Below are 20,429 nucleotides of genomic sequence, written 5' to 3'. Positions count from 1 at the left end.
TAATATTAATGTATAAATGCTAGTAATATTTTTAATCTACTTTTAGATGTATAAAGATCAATTAAACTTAAACTAGCTCTTCTAATAATGGATTATTTTCTTTTAAGACATTTGAAGAATGTTTGAATTTTTCTAATTCATCTTGTGTTAATTGTGGTTCTAAAACATTGATAATACCAGCTTTACCTACAACACATGGAATCCCCGCATAAACATTATTTTGTCCATATTCGCCTTTTAATAATGTTGATGTTGTTAGTATCGCGCGTTCATCCTTCAAGATGGCACGGCAAATTCGAGATAACGCCATAGCTATTCCGTAATAGGTAGCACCTTTTGCTTGGATAATTTTATAAGCAGCATCTCTAGTGTTTTCAAAAATTTGATTTAAATCATCTTCAGTAATATTTAATTTATTTTGATAAACTGATAATGGTGTACTACCTATTTTAGCAAGTGACCATGGGACAAATTCTGAATCTCCGTGTTCACCAAATACATCAGCCGTTATATCTTGGGGTGCCACGTTAAATTTACAGCTGAGCTGATAGCGTAATCTAGCAGTATCTAAGGTTGTACCTGAACCGATAACCTTTTCTTTTGGAAACCCAGAATAATGCCAAACAGCATAGGAGATGATATCAACAGGGTTGGAGGCAATTAAAAAGATGCCGTTAAATCCAGAATCAACCACTGATTCAGTAATATTTTTGGCTATACCAATATTTGTTTTGATTAAATCAAGTCTTGTTTGCCCCACCTTTTGAGGTATACCAGCACAGATACATACGATATCAGCATTATGGCAATCTGAATAATCTCCGTGCGAAATAGTAATATTTGTAGTAAAGTTAGGTAAACCATCTTGCATATCATGAACGTCAGCAGCAGCTTTTTCTTTATTAACATCAATTAATACTAATTCATCACATAAATTTTGATTAACCATTGCGAAGGCAAAACTGCTTCCGACAGAACCTGTACCGATAAGAACGACTTTTTTTGTTGACATTTGAAATACCCCTTTCGATTAGGAAGCGCTTTCCTTACTGTTATAGTACACTTAGATTAAATCAAAAACATTAGCAAATGCTAATGTTTACAAAAATTTGTGAAATTTTACTAAATTGCACCTTTTTTGGAGGAAATTAAAATGAATGAAAAGATTTTGGATGAATATTTTAATAACTATGCTTTAGTTAATTGTCGAGAAGTTATCGAAACTGTTAAGAACGATTACATTGCTTTTGAGAAGTATCAAACATCGTTTGTATATGTAGCCAAGAGCGGTATTCTGAAGATGAGTACTATTTTAAGTGATGGTAATGAATTTAATATAAAGTTAGTCGGTGCAGGAAACATAGTGACACTTTTAGAGGATGAAGTATCACCAGTGGTTGATATGCCATTTACGATTAAGACTTTAAGTCGTGAAGCAGAAATTATCTTATTAGATCGAGTATCATTTTGGGAAGATATTAAAAAAGATTCCATTTTAAATGAATATATTAGGTCATACTATCGGAAAAACCTACATTATCAAATTAGAAAAACCTGTGCGCTAGCGAGTAATGGCAAATATGGCGCTGTTTGTTCGCAATTGTTTGAATTACAGCTTTTATTTGGAAAAGATACAGATAAAGGGCGTATGATTGATTTGTCAATATCAAATGAGGAGTTGGCTAAATTTTGCGGAATGAGTACTGCAAGCAGTTTTAATCGGATTTTACGTAAATTGAAAGATCAAGGAATTATCCAGACGATAGATAATCGAATTGTGATAAATGATGCAGATCTTCTAAAACCATTTTTCACATAGTTATTGAAAACATGTATTAGTACAGAATGAAAAAGTTATATTTAAAACGATTCAAACAGTTAATGATATTTACGAAGATATTTTAATCGTATAATATATAAACGGAAGAACACAATAACTATTGAAGGTTAATAGATAAATTATTTTATAAATCAGACTGTTTAAGTCAAGAGTTAGAGGTGGTTGAGTGCTAAGAAAAATAATAAAGAAAGTTGAAAACGATGGGCTTCATGCCTATCAATTTAATCTAAATTGGGTAAAAAATCTAAATTAGTTAGAGTTTAATCAACCATTAACTTTTTTTGTAGGAGAGAATGGGACGGGCAAGTCAACATTGCTGCAGGCCATCGCTATTCAAAATTAGATTCCTCAATTAACCAATGAGAAGTATGAGAGTACTCCAGAGTATGAACAAATAACGCCATTTGCTGATTGCTTGACGTCACATTGGGATATCAAGTCAAAGCGAGGCTTTTATTTCAGGGCAGATGATTTTATAAGTTTTGTTAGAGAGAGTTAAAAATTACGCTTAGAACTAGAGCATGAACTGCAATTACTTGATGAACAAGGAGTCGATAAATTGTCCTTTGAAAGGCAGCCTTATAAAAATTCGCTGGAGGCTTTGAAACATAGTTATCCCGAAGAGTTGGCGACACTATCACATGGGTAATTTTTTTTAGCGTTATTTAAAAGCCGATTAGTTAAAAATAGTCTCTACTTATTGGATGAGCCGAAGATACCATTAAGTCCGCAAAACCAGCTGACACTGTTGTACATGATAGATGAACAGATTAAATAAGGGTCGCAGTTTATTATTGCTTCGCATTCGCCGATTTTGACAACTTATCCGGATGCCGACATATACAATTTTACTCAGAATAAGATCAGTAAGATTGACTATAATGAAATTGAAAATGTGGAATTTATGACGAATTTTACGGCTGATCCAAAACGATTTATGTATTACACGTTTACTAAAGATATTTAAGAATTTCAACTATCCATTTTGTGTGGCATACTTGATTAATTAAATAGATATGCTATTAGAGATGAAAGAATGGTGATACGAATGATCTATCTGCTTATAGAAAGATGGTCGCTGGTATTGTTATTACTAGGAATATTGTTATTTGGAATTCTTTTAGTTATTAGCGGTTTTAAAGTGAAAAGCAATAAAAAGTATTTGAGAATCGCTCTTTCAATATTGGGTATTATAACTATAATAATCACTCTATACGGTATTGTATTTCTTTTATTGATTGGTTTTAATTCCTAAATATCTGTATTGATCATCTATTCATCCATAAAATAGCCAGCATCAATTAGTTTAATTTTGAAATGTCGATACTGGAAGAATATTTTTTACCCAAATTCATAAGTAAAACATATAAAAAAAGATCTTATTAACTTAACTGCGGGTTAATAAGGTCTTTTTACAATTTATTATTTTATTTTTTTAAGCTAAAAGCCAGACTATTATTTTTAAAGCTAACATGAAGTGTCGACGAGGTGATTTCTGTATCCTTAGGAATTTCAAAAACAAGAAAACCCGATACGCTTAAGTCTGGATTCATTGATTCGAAAGTAATATATTTATTTGTCAGTCCGGCTAATATTGACGGTGTGTATTCTTTTTTGTCCTTAGATACAAGCGTAAAATTATTAGCATTAATTGATTCAGTATTATTGCCTGTATTTTTAATGGTTATATTAACCATTGCATATTGACCACTTTCGGACTTGTATGTTTTAAATTCACTTTCTTTAATTTCTGTTTCACTTTTTACATCATTGATATTTATTTCTAAAGGTTTAATAGCACCTTTTTTTGAAAAGGCAATGGTATCCTTGGGAGCTTTGGACGTTTCTTTAGGTGTTGTTGCCAGTTGTTGTTCTTTTTTTAGCTGATTGATTTCTTTAGTCAATAGTTTATTAGTATTGCTTAAATTAAAAAAAGAAAAATTAAAAATAAGAACTGCAGCAACAAACAACCAAAACCAGATGTTTTTAAATAGATTTAAGTTTAATGCTGTTTTTTTTATTGCATGTTTATTTTTTTCTTTGTATGAATGTTGTTTATTACTGTGTCCGTGTCTTTTTGTAGATTTATTTTTATTTTTTGTTCTGTGTTTTTTTTTCTTCAAAATGTCACCTTCAATTTATTATGTTGTCTAATTAAAATAGTACCATGTAATAACGTGATTTGTCATAAAAATTATAGTATATTTAGAATTTGATGATTGACGTAGAATATTTAAGGTGGTATTATCCTTATAAATTATAGTAATTGAAAGCGAGGTAATCTATATTGAACAACTAAGTCTATTTTTTCAGAGAATAATGAACGGTGTGATTAATTTGTACCGTTATTTCGTTTTCGAGGTAGGCATAGTTGCTAAATAAAGATTATTGTGAGCTTTTATCCGTTCGTTTATACCTTTATTGACCGTGTCTCGATATCGAGATGCGGTCTTTTTTGTATTTTTTGAAAACCATCTGCTATGCGGGTGGTTCTGAAGTGCTTTCAAACGAAGAACAAACCTCTAATTTACACTGGAGGTTTTGCTTAGGAGGTAAAATGAATGTCGAATTTAAAAATAGAACAACTAACATTTGGTTATGATTTACAAAATCAAGTCCTTTTTGATCATGTATCACTTAATTTGGATACATCATGGAAGTTGGGATTGGTCGGGCGAAATGGCCGCGGCAAGAGTACATTGTTAAACATCTTTCAAAATAAACTGTCTTATCAAGGAACTATCAGCTGTCAAAAAGAAATGCTGTATTTTCCAATGTCGATTGCGAATGAAGATTTATTGACGTTTGATATTATTCAAGACTTAACAGAAAGTGAGCTATGGCAAGTTGAGCGTGAGCTTAAGCAGTTATCGGTAGATGATTTGTGTTTATGGCGTCCATTTTCACAGCTTTCCGGCGGCGAACAGACAAAAATTCTTTTGGCTGTTTTATTTGCCGCTGAGGACAAGTTTTTGCTGATTGATGAACCGACTAATCATCTGGATGCCGAAAGCCGCAAGCTAGTTGCTGAATACTTTTCAAGTAAGAAACAGGGCTTTATTGTTGTCAGCCATGATAAGCAGTTCTTAAATAATGTCGTTGATCATATTTTGGCAATCGAGCGGTGTCAGCTCAAACTTTATCAAGGTAATTATCAAGTATATGAGCAGGAAAAGTTTGCTCAAGACCAGGTTGAACAACTGACAAATCAGAAATTGACAAAAGAAATTAAGCGATTAGGTGAAACCGCTAAGGAAAAAGAATCGTGGGCGAAGAAGCGTGAGCAAAATAATTTTGGTCGGAACATTGCGGAAAGAATGATGCGTCGTTCTAAAGCGATTGAACATCGAATGGATAAACAGATTGATGAGAAAAAGCAGCTGTTACGAAATGTAGATGAATTTGATAGTCTTACAGCCAAGAATTTAACCAGTCATCATCAAGTATTGCTTAGGTTTGAGAACTTTAGTCTTAAATATAAAGATAGCGATACGTACTTATTTCAACCGATTAACGCAGAAATAAAAGGGAATGAGCAATGGATTTTAAGCGGGTTAAATGGTGTCGGAAAAAGTACATTAATTGATTTTATTAATCAGCCAGAGTCTTATGATTATCAGGGTGATTTCTTTTTAGCTGACAAGGTACAATTCAGTCATATTTCACAAAATTACAATAAGCATCGCGGCACCTTAAAAGAGTTTGCGGAAGTCAATCAGTTGGATTATACTGATTTATTAAATTTATTGAGAAAACTAGGGGTCGAACGCGATGTCTTCCGTGTGCCGATTGAAGAGATGAGCATGGGTCAGAGGAAAAAGGTCGAAGTCGTCAAGTCCTTATTAACACCCGCCCATTTGTTTATTTGGGATGAGCCGCTAAATTACTTAGATACTTATAACCAACAGCAGCTATTAGAATTAATTGCTGTGTGTCAGCTAACAGTCCTCTGTATTGAACACGATTTAAGTTTTCAAGAGCAGTTTAAGGAGAATCGGATTGTACTAAAAAGCCCTCTTCAAAAAAATGAAGAGGGAACTAGTTAATTATTTTTGGCTGCGCGGTAGCCTGCATCTTGGGCTTCTTTGATTGTTTTAAACATTTTTTCGGGGTTGGTAGTTCGGTCATAAAACTTGCTGCCGGGTAAGTGGTATATTTTATTTTTTGAGCCTTTAATCAAGCCATTGCCGTTCCCATCAACATATTCTTTAGCCGAACTATCAGCTGCTGAAGAACTATTGGTATCTTGAATATTTGCATTCTCCGTACTGACAATTTTACTTGAACCATCAGCATAGTTTATCTCAACGCCGTCTTGAACATTAAAAATATAAATATTAAAGGAGATATCTTTAGAATTAATTGATTGTGCTTGCATGTTGACACCCCGTGCGACAAGTTCGTTATCACGGAAAATCGGAATGACTGAATAGCGTACGTAATTTTTGGGCGACTGTTCTAAGTAATATTTGACGTCCATCTCATGCCGCAGCATTTCGGGGTTATTCAGCTGCTGTGTTCCTGTCATAAGATTTTTCCAATTGTCATTTTCTCCGGCCAATGCAAAACCAATCAGATGAGACCGATTATATAGATAACCTTTATCAAGTTTCTTGTTTTTCCAGCCGGTTGGCGTCACTTTTGAGATATCGCCTCTTTTTTCTTTAGGCATTAAATCTTGATTGAGCATGGCTTCAGCTGCTGTCACACGATTTAAGCTGTCAAGGTCGCCGTATTTTTCCCAACTGCCGTTCTTCAAGGATAATTCCTCATCAGTAAATTGAGGTTTATTTTGATTAACTTCAATTGTCTGGGTTCCTTGGTAATCAAGTTGAGCCAACTCACTCTGATTAATTTGCGGCGGCTCTGTTTCGTTAGCTGCTTGATTCTGATGAGATACGCTCGTTGTTGTGAGACTGCCGCTTTTTTGCTGTGTGGATGCTGTAGTGTCAGTTTTTGATTCGGCACAGCCTGTCAGCAGAAAAATAGTTGAGAAGAAAAGAATTAACTTAGTGAAAGATTTATGTGGTTGTTTCAATGATTTGTCTCCTTTATTAGTGATAGCTGTATCATATCATAAAAAAGTTACGAGAATAAGAACGTATTTTTTGAACAATAAATATATTTGTTGTATCATAAATGTATAAATGAATGAGGAGATGATCGTATGACAACTAAAAGACATACATTAGAAGACAATCGAGAAGCATTCAAAGAAGAAAAAAGTAAAGAGGTCTTTGAAGCGGATGTTGATAAAGACCGTGAAAAAGTAGCAGAAAAGAAAGCAGAAAAAGCAGAAAAACGCTTTGAAAGAGATCATAAATAGAAGATAGCTTGGCACTTGATGTCAGGCTTTTTTATTTGAAAAGCATTCTTCTGTATATTTTAGGTATTCAAAAAAAAGATTGCTGATATTATTTGTTATTTCTTTCTCAGCATCCTGTGGCTAATGGCATGTTTCGATAAAATTGATTGTATTTTAATGAGTTATTTATCTAGAAAATTAATTATTTTCTAATTTTGTTGTTGACTTTGATTAGAATATCATGTAAATTTATATCCAACAGCAAAACAAATATAAACATTCGTTGATTAGGAAAGTAAATTTGGATGCTTTTAAGAGAGGCTTTGGTTGGTGAAAAAAGCTGAGCAAAATAATTGAAAATGGCCTATGAGAATAGTGTGGTGATAATTAGCCATACTCAGAGCATCCCACTGTTAAAAGGGATACTGATAACTTTAAAAAAAGTGTCAGAGTTGAGGGGATTTTTTCCCGAACAAAAGGTGGTAACACGATGATTCGTCCTTTTATTAGTTAATACTAATAGAAGGGCTTTTTTTTTAAAAATATGATAGACGTTGATTTGGTAAGTACATTATGGAAGTTTTTAACAGAAAGCCTCGGTAGCTGAAAAGAGGTAAGACAAAAATAATGGAAAATGGCCAATGAGTCATTTGCTTCGAGCATTCTGAGTGAGTGTAAGATGGCAACGGCAGCAACCGTTAAAAAGCTAGAGTATGATAGTACTTGATAAGGGATAGCGGGTGACTGCTATCTAAAAAGAGGTGGTAACACGCAAAAAGGCGTCCTCAAGAAAATAACCCGAGCGGGCGGTTATTTTCTTGAGGATGCTTTTTTATATAAGGAGGAGAAGAGATGATTCATTTAGAAAACATATCCGTAACATTTAAACAAAAACAACAAGAAATTCATGCAGTCAAAGATGTCACACTGCATATAGATAAAGGAGATATTTTCGGGATTGTTGGTTATTCAGGTGCCGGCAAGAGTACGTTGGTCAGAGTCATAAATTTACTGCAACGTCCAACGGGAGGACAAGTTATTGTTGATGATGTCGACTTAATCGCCTTAAAAGATAAAGATTTACGAGCTGAGAGAAAAAAAATCGGGATGATTTTTCAGCACTTTAATTTAATGGACCGACGGACAATTTTTGATAATGTTGACTTTTCCTTGAAGTATTCAGGCAAATCAAAAAAAGAACGTCAGAAAAAGGTAACGGAATTACTAGAGCTGGTTGGCCTGAGTGATAAACATCAAGCATATCCAGAGCAATTATCAGGCGGTCAAAAACAGCGGGTGGCGATTGCTCGAGCTTTAGCCAATGATCCGGACATCTTGCTATGCGATGAAGCAACGAGTGCTCTAGATCCAAAGACGACAAATCAAATTTTAGATTTACTAAAAGAGTTGAATCAGAAATTAAACTTGACGATTGTCTTGATCACACATGAAATGCAAATTGTTAAAGATATATGCAATCGGGTAGCAGTCATGGAAAAAGGTCAAGTCATTGAGCAAGGTAACAGCGTCGATATCTTTAGTAAACCGCAAGCTGTCTTGACACAAGAATTTATAAGAACCGCAACGCACTTAGATCAGGCCTTAGAAAAAATATTAATACATCAAGAGTTCTCAAATATCGCTGAAAATGAGTGGCTGGTCGAATTATCTTATGTTGGCGATCAAACAAATGAACCGCTGATTGCACAGCTATATAGTAAATTCCAAGTATCGACAAATATTTTATACGGCAATATTGAAATTATCCAAGGTATACCGATTGGCAGTCTGGTGGTGTCCTTAGTCGGCATCAAACAACAGCGTGAAAAAGCTTTACAGTACTTGAAACAGGAAAATGTTAATGCTGTTATTTTGAAAAAGAGTAATGAAGACTCTGACGAAAAAGTTATTTCAATCGCTCGAGGAGGAAATTAAATGAATCAACTATTAGTGAAGTATTTACCGAATGTCATACAAATTCCAGATGAATTTATTGAAGCAACGAAACAAACTTTATTTATGACTTTTTGGACAGCTTTAATCGGCGGTATTCTAGGCATTGTTCTAGGTGTTGTCCTAGTGGTCACTCGTCCTGGCGGATTAATTCAGAATGTACCGCTATATCAATTTCTAGATAAGATTATTAACATCTGTCGGGCGATTCCTTTCATCATTATGCTGGCATTGCTTGCAGTCGTTACCCGTTTTATCGTTGGAACAACAATCGGCGAAGTCGCCGCCTTGGTACCGTTAATTGCCGGAGTCATTCCTTTCTTTGCGAGACAAATTGAGAATGCACTGCTTGAAGTCGACCCTGGAGTAATTGAGGCAGCAGAAGCGATGGGAACTAGTCCGCTGGGTATCGTCTTCCGAGTGTATTTAGTCGAAGGATTACCCGCTATCGTACGCGTTTCAGCTTTGACAATTATTAATGTGATTGGCCTAACAGCAATGGCTGGTGCAGTTGGGGCTGGCGGCTTGGGTAATCTAGCAATCTCTCGTGGATATAATCGGTTTCAAACTGACGTGACACTGGTCGCAACTTTATTAATTTTAGTTTTAGTTTTTATTAGTCAATTTATCAGCAATCTTATCATAAAAAAAATTAGTCATTAATTTGGAGGAAAATAATATGAAAAAATTAGTATTAGCAACTTTAGCAGGATTAACTTTATTGGCAGTCGCAACGGGCTGCGGAAAAACGGAAGCATCGAAAAAAACTGACATATCAAGTAAACAAGAAGAAAAAACAGTCAAATTGGGTGTTGTCGGATCTGATACTGATGTGTGGGATGACGTACAAAAGCGTTTAGAGAAAAAAGGGATCAAATTAGAGTTCGTTAAATTCTCTGATTACAATCAACCGAACCAAGCCTTAGCTGACGGATCAATCGATATGAACTCTTTCCAACATCAATTATTTTTAGATACATTTAATAAGGAACATAAAACAGATTTGGTTTCAATCGGTAATACGGTAAATGCACCTTTAGGCTTGTATTCTGATAAAGTGAAAAATGTGAAAGAACTGAAAAAAGGCGCAAAAGTTTCGATACCAAATGATGTCACAAACGGCGGACGAGCTTTGCTATTACTTCAAGAAGCAGGACTGATTAAAGTGAACCCTGCCAAAAAACAAGCACCAACTGTTTCTGATATTACTGAAAATAAATTAGATTTAAAAATTTCTGAATTAGATGCATCACAGACTGCAAGGTCTTTAGCTGATGTAGATTTAGCAGCTATTAACAGCGGTGTAGCAGTAGATGCTGGCTTAACACCGAAAAAAGATGCTATTTTTCTAGAACCTGTTAACGAAAATGCAAAACCGTATGTAAATATTATTGTTGTCAGAAAAGAAGATCAAGATAATAAAGTATACCAAGAAGTCGTAAAAGAGTACCAAACAGACCAAACTAAAAAAGTTATCGAAGAAACATCTAAAGGTTCAAGCATTCCAGCATGGGAAACATTTGGCAAAAAATAAGGGGGAGTTAATATGACAAAAACAGCAGAGAGAACATTATCAAAGGAAACAGCGTATCAGGCAATAAATCAATTTATCAATGAACACTTGGCACATTACCAGAAATTAGCTTTAGATATTCACGATCATCCAGAAGTCAGTAATTACGAATTCTATTCTTCTGATGTTTTAGTCAACCAATTAAAGGCTGAAGGATTCCTCGTTGTTAAAGATGTTGCAGGACATCGAACAGGCTTTGATGCTCGTTACAAAGCGGCTAAACCTGGACCAACTATCAGTTTTTTAGCTGAATTTGATGCCTTACCTGGTATAGGACATGCTTGTGGTCACAATTTGTTTGGTATCTATTCAGTTTTAGCCGCAAGTTCGTTAAAATCATTGATTGATGAAATTGGCGGTGAAATTCGTGTTTATGGAACACCGGGTGAAGAAGGCGGCGAGAACGGATCAGCTAAGGGCAGTTTTGTTCGTGAAGGTTTCTTTGAAGATGTGGATGCTGCGCTATGTGTGCATCCGGCACATAAATATGGTCGGACAACAAGTTCCTTAGCGAATGACCCTGTTGATATAAAATTTTATGGGCGTGCATCACATGCGGCGGCAGCACCAGAAAAAGGTATCAGTGCTTTGGAAGCTTTAATTCAGACGTTTAATGGTATTAACGGTTTACGCCTGTACTTTCCTAAAGACGTTAACATTCATGGTATTATAACTGACGGTGGTGTTGCAGCAAATGTGGTTCCAGAATTTGCCTCGGGACGATTTTATCTAAGAGCAGCTAATCGAGAAACACTGAATGATGTGTATGAGAAAGTTGAGAACGTTGTAAAGGGTGCAGCTTTGGCAACAGGAGCATCTTATGAATTTGGATTATTTCAAAATTCGGTAGATGATGTCGTGGTTACCCCAAGTTTTGATGATATATTTTTACAGCATTTGTCTGACTTGGATATCCCAACTGCGGAGATAGAGATTGATGAACGGACTAGTTTAGGTTCATCAGATGTTGGTAATGTGAGTCAAGTCATTCCGACAATCCAACCAACTGTTTCGATTTCGGATGATTATATTGCCGGACACTCAGATGAGTTTAAAGTGGCTGCTAAAAGTGAAAAAGGTTTAGCATCAATTGCGATTGCTGCAGAACTTTTAGCACGAACGGCCTATGATTTGTTAACGGACGCTGAATTGTTAGAAAAGATTAAAGAAGATCATCAATATCGTTTTAATAACCGTTAAATAATATCAGTTGTCATGCTGTTGTTTTGAAGAAAAGATAAAAAGAAAATCTCATGAAATCAAAGTTGTTGAATTGAGGCTCTACGTCAAATGATGTGGATGGGTAAAAATAAGCTAAATTTAAGCAACGAAAGCCGATTGGCTTTTGTTGCTTATTTGTTTGTGGTTTTCAAAACATATAAAAAAAGACAAAGTATCAAAAAAATGATACTTTGCTTACAGTCTGAAACACTCTATTTAAGAGTATTTTTTAGTCGTAAAACGCTATACTGAAAAAATTATTGCAAGGCGAATGCCATATCTGGAGGACTAACGTAACCTTGATAAGTTTGACGATATTTTTTAGGTGTACATCCGATATCTTTTTTAAACAAGCGACTGAAATAGGCGGGGTCAATGTAGCCGACTTCTAGAGAAATTTCAGCAATTGATAAATCAGTTGTGGATAATAACTTCTTAGCTTGCTCCAAACGGAATGAGGTAAGATATTCTGTAACCGTCATATTTGTAGCTTCTTTGAATAATCGACTAACATAACTTCGATTCAAATGTGAAAACTCAGCTAGAGTATCTAAAGAGATAGCATCTTGATAGTTTTTATGTATATATAGCATCATTTGATTTGACTGTTCTTTTTTGGTATCAGTAATTCGATTTTTGGAGGAATGAAGCAAGGATACCTGATTTAAGGATAAAACAGCTCGATGAATACTCTGTTGGACTTCTTCTTTATCTAAAGGACTAACTAGATAGTCAATTGCACCACATCGTAATGACTTATGCAAGTGGACAAAATTTTCTTCATCATCAATTAGAATAACACGAATATTTTGTTGTTCTTCTAATATTTTTGCTTTTGCATAAAATGGATCTTCCATAGCACTAGAAATATTTAAAATAAGTAAGCTTATTTCATAGTTTCTGGAAACGGCTAAAGCTTCTTTTGATGTAGAGGCATCCGGTAATAATTGTATGTTAAAAAAATTTTGTTTGATAATTTTTTTAATAAATTGACGTTCTTTAACATCTGGTGTTGCAATCAGTACATAACACATATCAAATCCTCCTTATAAGTGATCTTTTTATGTACTAATTATACCACATATACACAAGATTGTCTTTGTGAAAAAAACTTAGTAGAATACTATATTAACGGTGAATACACATGTGATTTTTTTAATAAACTGTGTCATATTTGTCCATTTTTTGTCGTCAATAGTCCTAAATAAAACGCTTACTTAGGTGTATGATAAGTGTGTAGATAAGATTAATACAAAAACTTAAGGGGGACTTAAAAAATGTTAATGGAAAAAGAACAAACAAATAATTTAAACGAAGTCGATGGATTAGTAGAACGTGCGGTTGCGGCACAACATATTTATGCGAATTTTACTCAAGAACAAGTAGATAAAATTGTTGGTGCAGTTGCTGAACATCTAACTGAAAAAGCTACAGAATTAGCAGAAATGGCAAATAAAGAAACAGGTTTTGGTAATGTAACGGATAAAACAACAAAAAATTTATTTGCTAGTGAAACACTTTATGACAGTATTAAAGACATGAAAACTGTTGGTATCGTTGAAGAAGATAAAGTAAAAAAACTTATCAAAGTAGCTGTTCCAATGGGTGTTGTTGCTGCATTGATTCCTTCAACTAATCCAACATCAACAACAATATTTAAATCATTATTAGCTTTGAAAACACGTAATGCGATTATTCTTTCACCACATCCAAAAGCATTAAATGCTATTATGAAAACTGTGGATTATATCAATGAAGCTGCTGAATCAGCAGGTGCACCAGCTAATTTAGTCCAAGTGATTACTGAACCAAGCCTTGAAGGTACACAATCATTGATGGCAAATCGTAAAACAGCGCTTATTTTAGCAACTGGCGGTGAAGGTATGGTTCGTGCAGCTTATTCATCAGGCAATCCTGCAATCGGTGTAGGTCCTGGTAATACACCTGTCATGATTGAAAAATCTGCTAATATCGAAATGGCTGTTGATCGCATAATTGAAAGTAAAACTTTTGATTATGGAACTATCTGTGCATCAGAACAAGCAATAGTTGTTGAAGAAGCAATTAAAGATGATGTAGTGAAAGCATTAAAAGAACGCCATGTTCATTTTATGACAAAAGAAGAGTCTGAAAAAGTCGGACAATTTATTATGCGTGAAAATGGTACAATGAATCCACAAATTGTTGGTAAAAAAGCAACTGAAATCGCTGCTTTAAGTGGTATTGATGTACCTGAAGAAACACTAGTTTTAATCAGTGAACAAACAGAAATCAGTAAACAAAATCCTTATTCTCGTGAAAAACTATCTCCAATATTAGCATTATTTACAGTTGCAAATTGGTCTGAAGGTGTTGAAACATGCCAAACTCTATTAAGAAATGAAGGTGCTGGTCATACAGCAGTACTTCACACAGAAAATGATGATTTAGTAAAAGAATTTGGTTTAGTAATTCCAGCGTCAAGAATCCTTATTAATACATTGGCAGCACTAGGTGCAATCGGTGGAACAACGAACTTAAACCCTTCATTAACATTAGGTTGTGGTGCTGTTGGAGGAAGCAGTTTATCAGAAAATGTTCATGTGGCACAGTTGTTAAATACAAATTATGTTGCATACGGAACAAATTAATTTTTAAAAAAATTCGTGTTTAGTGTTTAAATAAAAATAATCATCCCCAAAATCCTTTTAAAAGTATCTAGTCATTATGGACTAGATACTTTTATTTTTAGTCTGCTTTATTTTTCAATAATCAAACTAATTAAATAAGAATGTTTAAATTATAGTATTTAAGTTTCTATCTGATGATTAAGGGATTTTTATCATGTTTGTTGAAAATAAATTTATGATTTTATACTTTTTTTAGTTTCATCTATTATGTCGGTCTTTGTTTTTTAACTGCATGTTATAGGTCATGATGATTTAGTGTTTCGTATCAACCATGTCTTTAGTTTAGCAACGATTTAGCAATTGCCAATTAATTTTGATGTTTATCTAGCCTCAAGTTTAGGGATGCAGATTAATAATTTTTATAGATGACTGACAACTTATCCAATGTATGCATGAATTAAATTATTTTCAAATGTTTATCTAGAATATACATTATTTCTCCTTGTGCTGATATTTTGTTGTTTCTGCTTTTTTTTGGTTTATTAGGATATCTTGTTTATTAAAAAGATAGTTGAAAGAGAGGAAAGACTTCACATATCATTGTGGAGCTTTTTTATTTTATTGTATAATATTTTTTTAAAAATGGTAGATGTTATTCAAAAAAGAAAAGTATGTATTTAAATTTGAGATAGCGAACTTTCGTAAAAATAATGTATAATAAAATAAAACAGTAAAAGGAAGTGGCATGCTTGAAAGTATTTACAATAATTATTATTGGTATCTTCATTATGGTTATTATCCTAACAGCTACGGCTGCTGATTTTTTTATCAATGTAGCGCTATTTAGAGATAGCAAATGGTTTGAAAAGACGGGTCATAAAATGATGAATCCGGATAATTTCGCTACAGTACAGACTGAATATAACGTTGTCGAACAAAAGCAGTTATCTATCGGATCGCTATTTTGGGATAATGATATTGCTCAAGATTATTGGTTGGAAGCTGATGACGAAAAATTATATGCTCGGCTTTTTAAAACATCAAAACCTACACATGAATGGGTTATTTGTGTTCACGGCTATCGTTCTAATGGAAAAAGAGATATGTCATACACAGCATATCGTTTTTATGAACAAGGCTATCAGTGCTTGGTTCCAGATTTGCGGGCTCACGGGAAAAGTTCCGGCAATATTATCGGTATGGGTTGGCTGGATCGACTCGATATTGAGAAATGGATTTCAGAAATTATTAAATTGGATGCAGAGGCAAAAATTATTTTGTTTGGAGGATCGATGGGTGCATCAACAGTTATGATGGTTAGTGGTGACAATCTTCCAGAAAATGTTGTCGGAATTATTGCGGATTGCGGTTATTCATCAGTTTATGCTGAATTTGGTGCGATGCTGAGTTCAGCTCTAAAATTGCCTAAATTTCCAATTTTGACGTTCGCAAATATATTTGCCCGTAGAAAAGTGGGATATAGCCTTAAGACTGCATCTGCGGTAAAACAATTAGAAAAAAATAAACGTCCTATTCTTTTTATACATGGAACAGGTGATAAATTTGTTCCGCATCAAATGATGTATGACAATATGGAAGCAGCTTCAGGGGTTAAAGAGAGCCTTGTCATTGAGGGAGCTCCCCATCTATCTTCAGCTATATATGAGCCAGAACATTATTATGAAACGGTTTTTGAATTTATTCAACGATATTGTTAAGAAAGAAGGATGAAGAGAGATGAAAACTAAATCCGGAAAGACAATTAGTTTAGGAATTATTTTAATATTAGTTGCTGCAACTTTAAGTAGTTTAGGACAATTAGCATGGAAACTTGGTGCAGACGGATCTGGGATATATGCTATTATTTTATATGTTATTGGTTTTGTATCTGCTGGATTAGGTATGTTTGTGATGATGGCTGCGTTTCGATTTGGGGAAGTTTCCATATTACAACCAATGATGAGTATTGGTTTTGCTCTTTCGATTTTGTTTGGTGCATTATTTTTAAATGAGTCTATTACTTGGTATAAATTATTAGGTACCGCATTTATTATTCTGGGATCAGTTTTACTTGGAATTGAAGGAAATGGTGAAAAGGTATGATAAATATAGTGGCAGTTATCTCATTGTTGTTAATAACTACTTTAACAGGCAGTGTTGGTGCGCTAGCCTTAAAAAAGGGTATGAATGATTTAGACACTCTTACTATGGGTAATGTATTACGCAATTTGTGGGTTTATATTGGAACTTTTCTTTATATTGTAAGTTCAGTTACTAATATTATGTTATTTAATTTTCTGGATTATTCAATTGCTTTCCCAATGACGTCACTAACATATGTGTGGACAGTTATTATATCTTATTTTATATTTAAAGAAAAATTAACGACAAGGAAGTTTTTAGCAATTATTTTTATCATTATTGGCGTTTTTATTATCAGTCAATAACAAAAACAGACCACTTAACAAAGCGGTCTGTTTTGATGAAAAAATTAAAGAAACACAAATGAAGCTACTTATCACTCACTAATACCATGCGGGTTTATCACCGGAAGTTCCAGGTTTATTGACACCTAATGATTGTTTAATATATTTTTCGGGTGCGATAATAATTGATGAGATGAGTGAGGCAACACTTTTCCTTGAGACCTCAGTTCCTTTAAATGCATCTCCTTTTATTGTGAGTTCGTAGTTTATTTCATTTTTGTTATCTAACCATGCAGGACGGATAATGGTGTAATCCAATCCAGAATTTTCAATGATACTTGCAGCCTTTGTGTAGTTTTCTAGATAACCGCCATCAAGCTGTTGATGATTCCATTTACCAAAATTACCAGGAACTTCATCATAAATCCCTAATGTCGAAACCCAGATTAAACGTTTGACATGTTTTGTTTCCATAGCTTCGACGACACTTTTGGCTTCAGCAACTATATCCCCTGCTAAGTTAGCATAGACTACATCTATATCCTTTAGAGCGCTTTCTAATTGTTTTTGGCTGGTTGCATCGCCTTTTATAATTTTTTGTTTGTCTTGGTTTTGGATAGATACTTTGGAGGGGTGTCTTAGAAATAGTGTTTGAAAGATGTCCTTAGATAAGAGATCAGCTGTCACCAACTTAGCAATTTGACCACCGGCGCCTAAAATTAATACATTTTTCATGTTACTCTCTTCTTTCTATTCATTTTGACTACATTTTTAGTCTAAACCTGTTAAAAAATTTAAGCAATTATTCTTTCTCATCGGCTGTTAGGATTTATATTGTTGATTTAATGATAAAAAAATATTTTTATTTTGTTATAATACAAAATGAAAGAATGTTCAGAGTGACATAAAATAATTTTATGCTTTGTAAATATTTATTTATACATGATATTATTATAATGTACAAGGGGTTGTCGATAATAGTGAAGCAGTTTAATAGTAAAAGACAGGTAAAAGCTTATGGGGTTGAAAACTTTAGACCGATGACTGTTAAAGAGCGTTGGGAGGTATACTCCAAGTTAAATAAGCAGCAAAGGACAGTTTTAGATGAACATAGAAAATTTTTAGTTCGGTCAGCTTTCATTAAAAATAGCTATTTAGCTGCATCAGACTGGGAATTTGTAGATATACGCATAGATGATAAATATCCTAATAAACATAATAAGGAACTTTATTGTCAGTGCGGTAGACGATTAAAATATCAATACGTCATTAAATCTAAAAAGAACGGGCAGGCAATTTATCTAGGGAGTCAGCATTTTCGTGATCATTTAAATATACCGCACCATGTTGCAGCGGAAATCGTAAAAAAAATTAATAATGTTGATGTGGCATTAGATGAAATTTTATGGTTGAAGCGCCAAAATAATTTTTTCCCTAAAAAGTTATGGCAGGATTATCAGTATCTATTATTTTTAAACCAGTTTGCTAAAGTTTCTTTGCCGATTAATCAACTGTTTACTAAAAGAATAGCTGATTTCGAACAAGCTGAATTGCCTGTGTATGAAAATGATTATCGATTATTGGAACAAGAAATTAATCGCTTGAATCAACAACCAAATCAACACAGACAAGAATTTTTGACAGAGACACACTTTGAGGTTTTTAAATCGCGACTGACACAAAATATAGAGCAAGATATTTTATTTTCTTATACGTCAGTTTGGGCTAAGCAAATTCAGCAGCGAATGAAAAAGTATCGTGAGAAACCAAAAATGCCTGACAGTTATTTTCAACAATTGCATGAAATATTTCTATTAGCTGACGATAAAACAATACATGCTTTTAAGAAAGAACTGTTAACTTTTGCAAATCGTGGTGTAGGGAAATGGATTCAACCGAGTATTTATGAGCAAATGCTGGAAGTCATATCTGCAACTGGTTATAATTATTTGTTTTTAAGTCAGATTCATCCATTTATCAGGGAAGGATTAATACCGTATCATCAAAGTAAAGATGCTGTTGATTCTATCATTATTAAAGATGAACGTGAAATGAAGCAACAGATTAAGAAGAAAAAATCATTGCAAGCAATTAATGACTTATTAGCGGATTATTCGAAACAAGAGCAAAAGCAGTTACTAACCGAGTTGCTTCATCGCGTGGATGGACATACAGACTAGAAAAAGAAGGAATATATTATGATTTTTTTGAAACTTATTTTAATTGCCTTAATGATTTGGGTGACGGCGATTTTTGTTGCAGCTGAATTTGCTTTGGTAAAGGTTCGAGGAACGAAGCTTGAATCTTTAGAAGAAGAAGGTGTAAAAAATGCAAAACTAGCAAGACATATGGTGCATCATTTAGATGATTATTTAAGTGCTTGTCAGCTAGGGATCACATTGACAACATTGATTATTGGGGGGATAGGTGAAACAACTGTCAGTTCAATTCTAGAACCTTTAATCGGTGCTTTACCAATCAGTAGGGCACTGTCACTAACAATTTCAATTATTTTGGCATATATTATCATTACTTTTATTGAGGTTGTTGTTGGTGAGCTCCTACCAAAATCATACAGTATTGTTGCACCTGAAAAAGTCACATTGGCTACTGCGAGACCCTTGCATATATTTTACAAATGTACTGCACCATTTATAGCATTGTTAAATAAATCAGCAAATAGTATCGGAAAGTTATTTGGTATTCATATGGTAGGTGAGGCCAATGAAACACTCTCAGAAGAGGAATTGCTTCAAGTTGCTAAGGATAGCTTTCGTAAAGGCGAAATTAATAAAGAAGAGTACCAATATCTATCTCGAATTTTTGATTTTGATGAACGTCAAGTAAAAGAAATAATGACGAATCGATTGGAAATGCATGTCGTTGAAGAAGGCACATCTGTTTCAGAGACAATAGGTCAAATGGTCGAAACGGGTTATAGTCGTTTTCCAGTTATTCGTCAGTCAAAAGATACAGTAATCGGATATGTCACATTATCAAGTATGGTAAAGGAAGCATATATTAATGCTGATGCACATGTCGAGACTTTTGTTGAAAAACCAATTTTTGTTATGGAAAATTCACCAATTAAAATTGTGTTAAAGATGATGCAAGTACAACACAAACATTTAGCCATAGTCGTGGACGAATATGGAGGAACTGCAGGTATTGTAACCATCGAAGATATAGTAGAAGAGTTAGTCGGTGATATTCAAGACGAGGTCGATATGGAGATACCTTTAATCCGTGCTTTAGGCAGTAATCACTACATTGTTGAAGGCGGCATTGAATTAGATGACTTTACTCATCTGTTAAAATTGCCTAATTTAGAGGATCCTCATGGAAACGTGACGTTAAGCGGGTATTTTACAAGTCGCTATGGTCATGAGGTTGTTGAAGGATTCACCGTGTCTATCGATGATGTTTTATACACGGTGTTAGAAATGAGTAATGAATCAGTTGTTGATTCGTTTAAAGTAGTTGATATAAGAAATAAATAAAA

18 protein-coding genes, 1 pseudogene and 2 other annotated features are annotated in these 20,429 nt (G+C 34.0%); of the genes and pseudogenes, 14 read left to right on the top strand and 5 right to left on the bottom strand.

Annotated features, from left to right (window positions below; genetic code table 11):
- Positions 1-67: 67 nt before the first annotated feature.
- The gene (locus CBF37_RS02005; protein WP_125983048.1) at positions 68-1,012 is read right to left on the bottom strand and encodes an L-lactate dehydrogenase; all 945 of its coding nucleotides are present in this window, start codon (positions 1,010-1,012) and stop codon (positions 68-70) included.
- 141 nt (positions 1,013-1,153) lie between these two features.
- Between CBF37_RS02005 and CBF37_RS02000 the strand changes: the two genes are divergently transcribed.
- A complete protein-coding gene (locus CBF37_RS02000) occupies positions 1,154-1,819 on the top strand; it encodes a Crp/Fnr family transcriptional regulator (RefSeq protein WP_125983047.1) in 666 nt (221 codons plus the stop codon).
- A gap of 286 nt (positions 1,820-2,105) precedes the next feature.
- Positions 2,106-2,183 (top strand): annotated as a pseudogene (locus CBF37_RS11910) (AAA family ATPase); the annotation flags it as partial.
- 1,084 nt (positions 2,184-3,267) lie between these two features.
- On the opposite strand, the gene CBF37_RS01990 reads toward CBF37_RS11910, so the two are convergent.
- Positions 3,268-3,963, bottom strand: coding sequence for a DUF4352 domain-containing protein (locus tag CBF37_RS01990; RefSeq protein WP_165866604.1), 696 nt, complete (start codon positions 3,961-3,963; stop codon positions 3,268-3,270).
- Positions 3,964-4,401: 438 nt separating this feature from the next.
- Here CBF37_RS01990 and abc-f point away from each other — a divergent pair, with 438 nt between their 5' ends.
- Positions 4,402-5,886 (top strand): ribosomal protection-like ABC-F family protein, encoded by a 1,485-nt coding sequence (gene abc-f, locus CBF37_RS01985; RefSeq protein WP_125983045.1) that lies wholly within the window; start codon positions 4,402-4,404, stop codon positions 5,884-5,886.
- Here abc-f and CBF37_RS01980 read toward each other — a convergent pair.
- Positions 5,883-6,878: a DNA/RNA non-specific endonuclease gene (locus CBF37_RS01980; protein ID WP_338067336.1), complete on the bottom strand. Its 996-nt coding sequence runs from the start codon at positions 6,876-6,878 to the stop codon at positions 5,883-5,885. The two genes, abc-f and CBF37_RS01980, sit on opposite strands and share 4 nt — an antisense overlap.
- 129 nt (positions 6,879-7,007) lie before the next feature.
- Between CBF37_RS01980 and CBF37_RS11580 the strand changes: the two genes are divergently transcribed.
- From CBF37_RS11580 to CBF37_RS01960, 5 genes are all read left to right on the top strand, one after another.
- On the top strand, positions 7,008-7,166 hold the full coding sequence (locus tag CBF37_RS11580) for a hypothetical protein (RefSeq protein ID WP_165866603.1): 159 nt from the start codon (positions 7,008-7,010) through the stop codon (positions 7,164-7,166).
- Between the two features lie 253 nt (positions 7,167-7,419).
- Positions 7,420-7,651: a binding site (T-box leader), on the top strand.
- Between the two features lie 39 nt (positions 7,652-7,690).
- Positions 7,691-7,935 (top strand) — a binding site (T-box leader).
- Between the two features lie 62 nt (positions 7,936-7,997).
- Positions 7,998-9,080, top strand: coding sequence for a methionine ABC transporter ATP-binding protein (locus CBF37_RS01975; RefSeq protein ID WP_125983044.1), 1,083 nt, complete (start codon positions 7,998-8,000; stop codon positions 9,078-9,080).
- Positions 9,081-9,761, top strand: a complete 681-nt coding sequence (locus CBF37_RS01970) for a methionine ABC transporter permease (protein ID WP_125983043.1) — start codon at positions 9,081-9,083, stop codon at positions 9,759-9,761.
- Positions 9,762-9,777: 16 nt separating this feature from the next.
- Positions 9,778-10,632 carry a MetQ/NlpA family ABC transporter substrate-binding protein gene (locus CBF37_RS01965; protein ID WP_125983042.1) on the top strand — a complete coding sequence of 285 codons (855 nt, stop codon included), beginning with the start codon at positions 9,778-9,780 and terminating at the stop codon, positions 10,630-10,632.
- 12 nt (positions 10,633-10,644) lie between these two features.
- Positions 10,645-11,871 (top strand): M20 family metallopeptidase, encoded by a 1,227-nt coding sequence (locus tag CBF37_RS01960; protein ID WP_125983041.1) that lies wholly within the window; start codon positions 10,645-10,647, stop codon positions 11,869-11,871.
- A gap of 278 nt (positions 11,872-12,149) precedes the next feature.
- Here CBF37_RS01960 and CBF37_RS01955 read toward each other — a convergent pair whose 3' ends face one another.
- Positions 12,150-12,926 (bottom strand): helix-turn-helix domain-containing protein, encoded by a 777-nt coding sequence (locus CBF37_RS01955; RefSeq protein WP_125983040.1) that lies wholly within the window; start codon positions 12,924-12,926, stop codon positions 12,150-12,152.
- Positions 12,927-13,169: 243 nt separating this feature from the next.
- Between CBF37_RS01955 and CBF37_RS01950 the strand changes: the two genes are divergently transcribed.
- From CBF37_RS01950 to CBF37_RS01935, 4 genes are all read left to right on the top strand, one after another.
- Positions 13,170-14,522, top strand: a complete 1,353-nt coding sequence (locus tag CBF37_RS01950) for an acetaldehyde dehydrogenase (acetylating) (RefSeq protein ID WP_125983039.1) — start codon at positions 13,170-13,172, stop codon at positions 14,520-14,522.
- 728 nt (positions 14,523-15,250) lie between these two features.
- A complete protein-coding gene (locus CBF37_RS01945) occupies positions 15,251-16,219 on the top strand; it encodes an alpha/beta hydrolase (protein WP_125983038.1) in 969 nt (322 codons plus the stop codon).
- Between the two features lie 19 nt (positions 16,220-16,238).
- Positions 16,239-16,604, top strand: coding sequence for a DMT family transporter (locus CBF37_RS01940; protein ID WP_125983037.1), 366 nt, complete (start codon positions 16,239-16,241; stop codon positions 16,602-16,604).
- The gene (locus tag CBF37_RS01935) at positions 16,601-16,948 is read left to right on the top strand and encodes an EamA family transporter (RefSeq protein ID WP_125983036.1); all 348 of its coding nucleotides are present in this window, start codon (positions 16,601-16,603) and stop codon (positions 16,946-16,948) included. Before CBF37_RS01940 ends, CBF37_RS01935 begins: the two co-directional genes overlap by 4 nt.
- A gap of 78 nt (positions 16,949-17,026) precedes the next feature.
- Here the strand turns inward: CBF37_RS01935 and CBF37_RS01930 are convergent, their stop codons facing one another.
- Complete coding sequence (locus CBF37_RS01930; protein ID WP_125983035.1) at positions 17,027-17,662, bottom strand: NAD(P)H-binding protein; 636 nt, start codon at positions 17,660-17,662, stop codon at positions 17,027-17,029.
- Between the two features lie 245 nt (positions 17,663-17,907).
- On the opposite strand from CBF37_RS01930, the gene CBF37_RS01925 reads away from it, so the two are divergent.
- Positions 17,908-19,107: a hypothetical protein gene (locus CBF37_RS01925; RefSeq protein WP_125983034.1), complete on the top strand. Its 1,200-nt coding sequence runs from the start codon at positions 17,908-17,910 to the stop codon at positions 19,105-19,107.
- Between the two features lie 21 nt (positions 19,108-19,128).
- Positions 19,129-20,427 carry a hemolysin family protein gene (locus CBF37_RS01920; RefSeq protein ID WP_125983246.1) on the top strand — a complete coding sequence of 433 codons (1,299 nt, stop codon included), beginning with the start codon at positions 19,129-19,131 and terminating at the stop codon, positions 20,425-20,427.
- The last annotated feature ends 2 nt before the right edge of the window (positions 20,428-20,429 follow it).

It is taken from the genome of Vagococcus vulneris, from assembly GCF_003950515.1.
Taxonomy (GTDB): domain Bacteria; phylum Bacillota; class Bacilli; order Lactobacillales; family Vagococcaceae; genus Vagococcus; species Vagococcus vulneris.
This window is presented reverse-complemented; position numbering and strand designations above follow the sequence as displayed.

Excerpts from the sequence above, each read along its gene's own strand:
- CBF37_RS02005 (WP_125983048.1), bottom strand. The coding sequence starts at position 1,012 with ATGTCAACAAAAAAAGTCGTTCTTATCGGTACAGGTTCTGTCGGAAGC.
- CBF37_RS02000 (WP_125983047.1), top strand. The coding sequence starts at position 1,154 with ATGAATGAAAAGATTTTGGATGAATATTTTAATAACTATGCTTTAGTT.
- abc-f (WP_125983045.1), top strand. The coding sequence starts at position 4,402 with ATGTCGAATTTAAAAATAGAACAACTAACATTTGGTTATGATTTACAA.
- CBF37_RS11580 (WP_165866603.1), top strand. The coding sequence starts at position 7,008 with ATGACAACTAAAAGACATACATTAGAAGACAATCGAGAAGCATTCAAA.
- CBF37_RS01975 (WP_125983044.1), top strand. The coding sequence starts at position 7,998 with ATGATTCATTTAGAAAACATATCCGTAACATTTAAACAAAAACAACAA.
- CBF37_RS01970 (WP_125983043.1), top strand. The coding sequence starts at position 9,081 with ATGAATCAACTATTAGTGAAGTATTTACCGAATGTCATACAAATTCCA.
- CBF37_RS01965 (WP_125983042.1), top strand. The coding sequence starts at position 9,778 with ATGAAAAAATTAGTATTAGCAACTTTAGCAGGATTAACTTTATTGGCA.
- CBF37_RS01960 (WP_125983041.1), top strand. The coding sequence starts at position 10,645 with ATGACAAAAACAGCAGAGAGAACATTATCAAAGGAAACAGCGTATCAG.
- CBF37_RS01955 (WP_125983040.1), bottom strand. The coding sequence starts at position 12,926 with ATGTGTTATGTACTGATTGCAACACCAGATGTTAAAGAACGTCAATTT.
- CBF37_RS01950 (WP_125983039.1), top strand. The coding sequence starts at position 13,170 with ATGTTAATGGAAAAAGAACAAACAAATAATTTAAACGAAGTCGATGGA.
- CBF37_RS01940 (WP_125983037.1), top strand. The coding sequence starts at position 16,239 with ATGAAAACTAAATCCGGAAAGACAATTAGTTTAGGAATTATTTTAATA.
- CBF37_RS01935 (WP_125983036.1), top strand. The coding sequence starts at position 16,601 with ATGATAAATATAGTGGCAGTTATCTCATTGTTGTTAATAACTACTTTA.
- CBF37_RS01930 (WP_125983035.1), bottom strand. The coding sequence starts at position 17,662 with ATGAAAAATGTATTAATTTTAGGCGCCGGTGGTCAAATTGCTAAGTTG.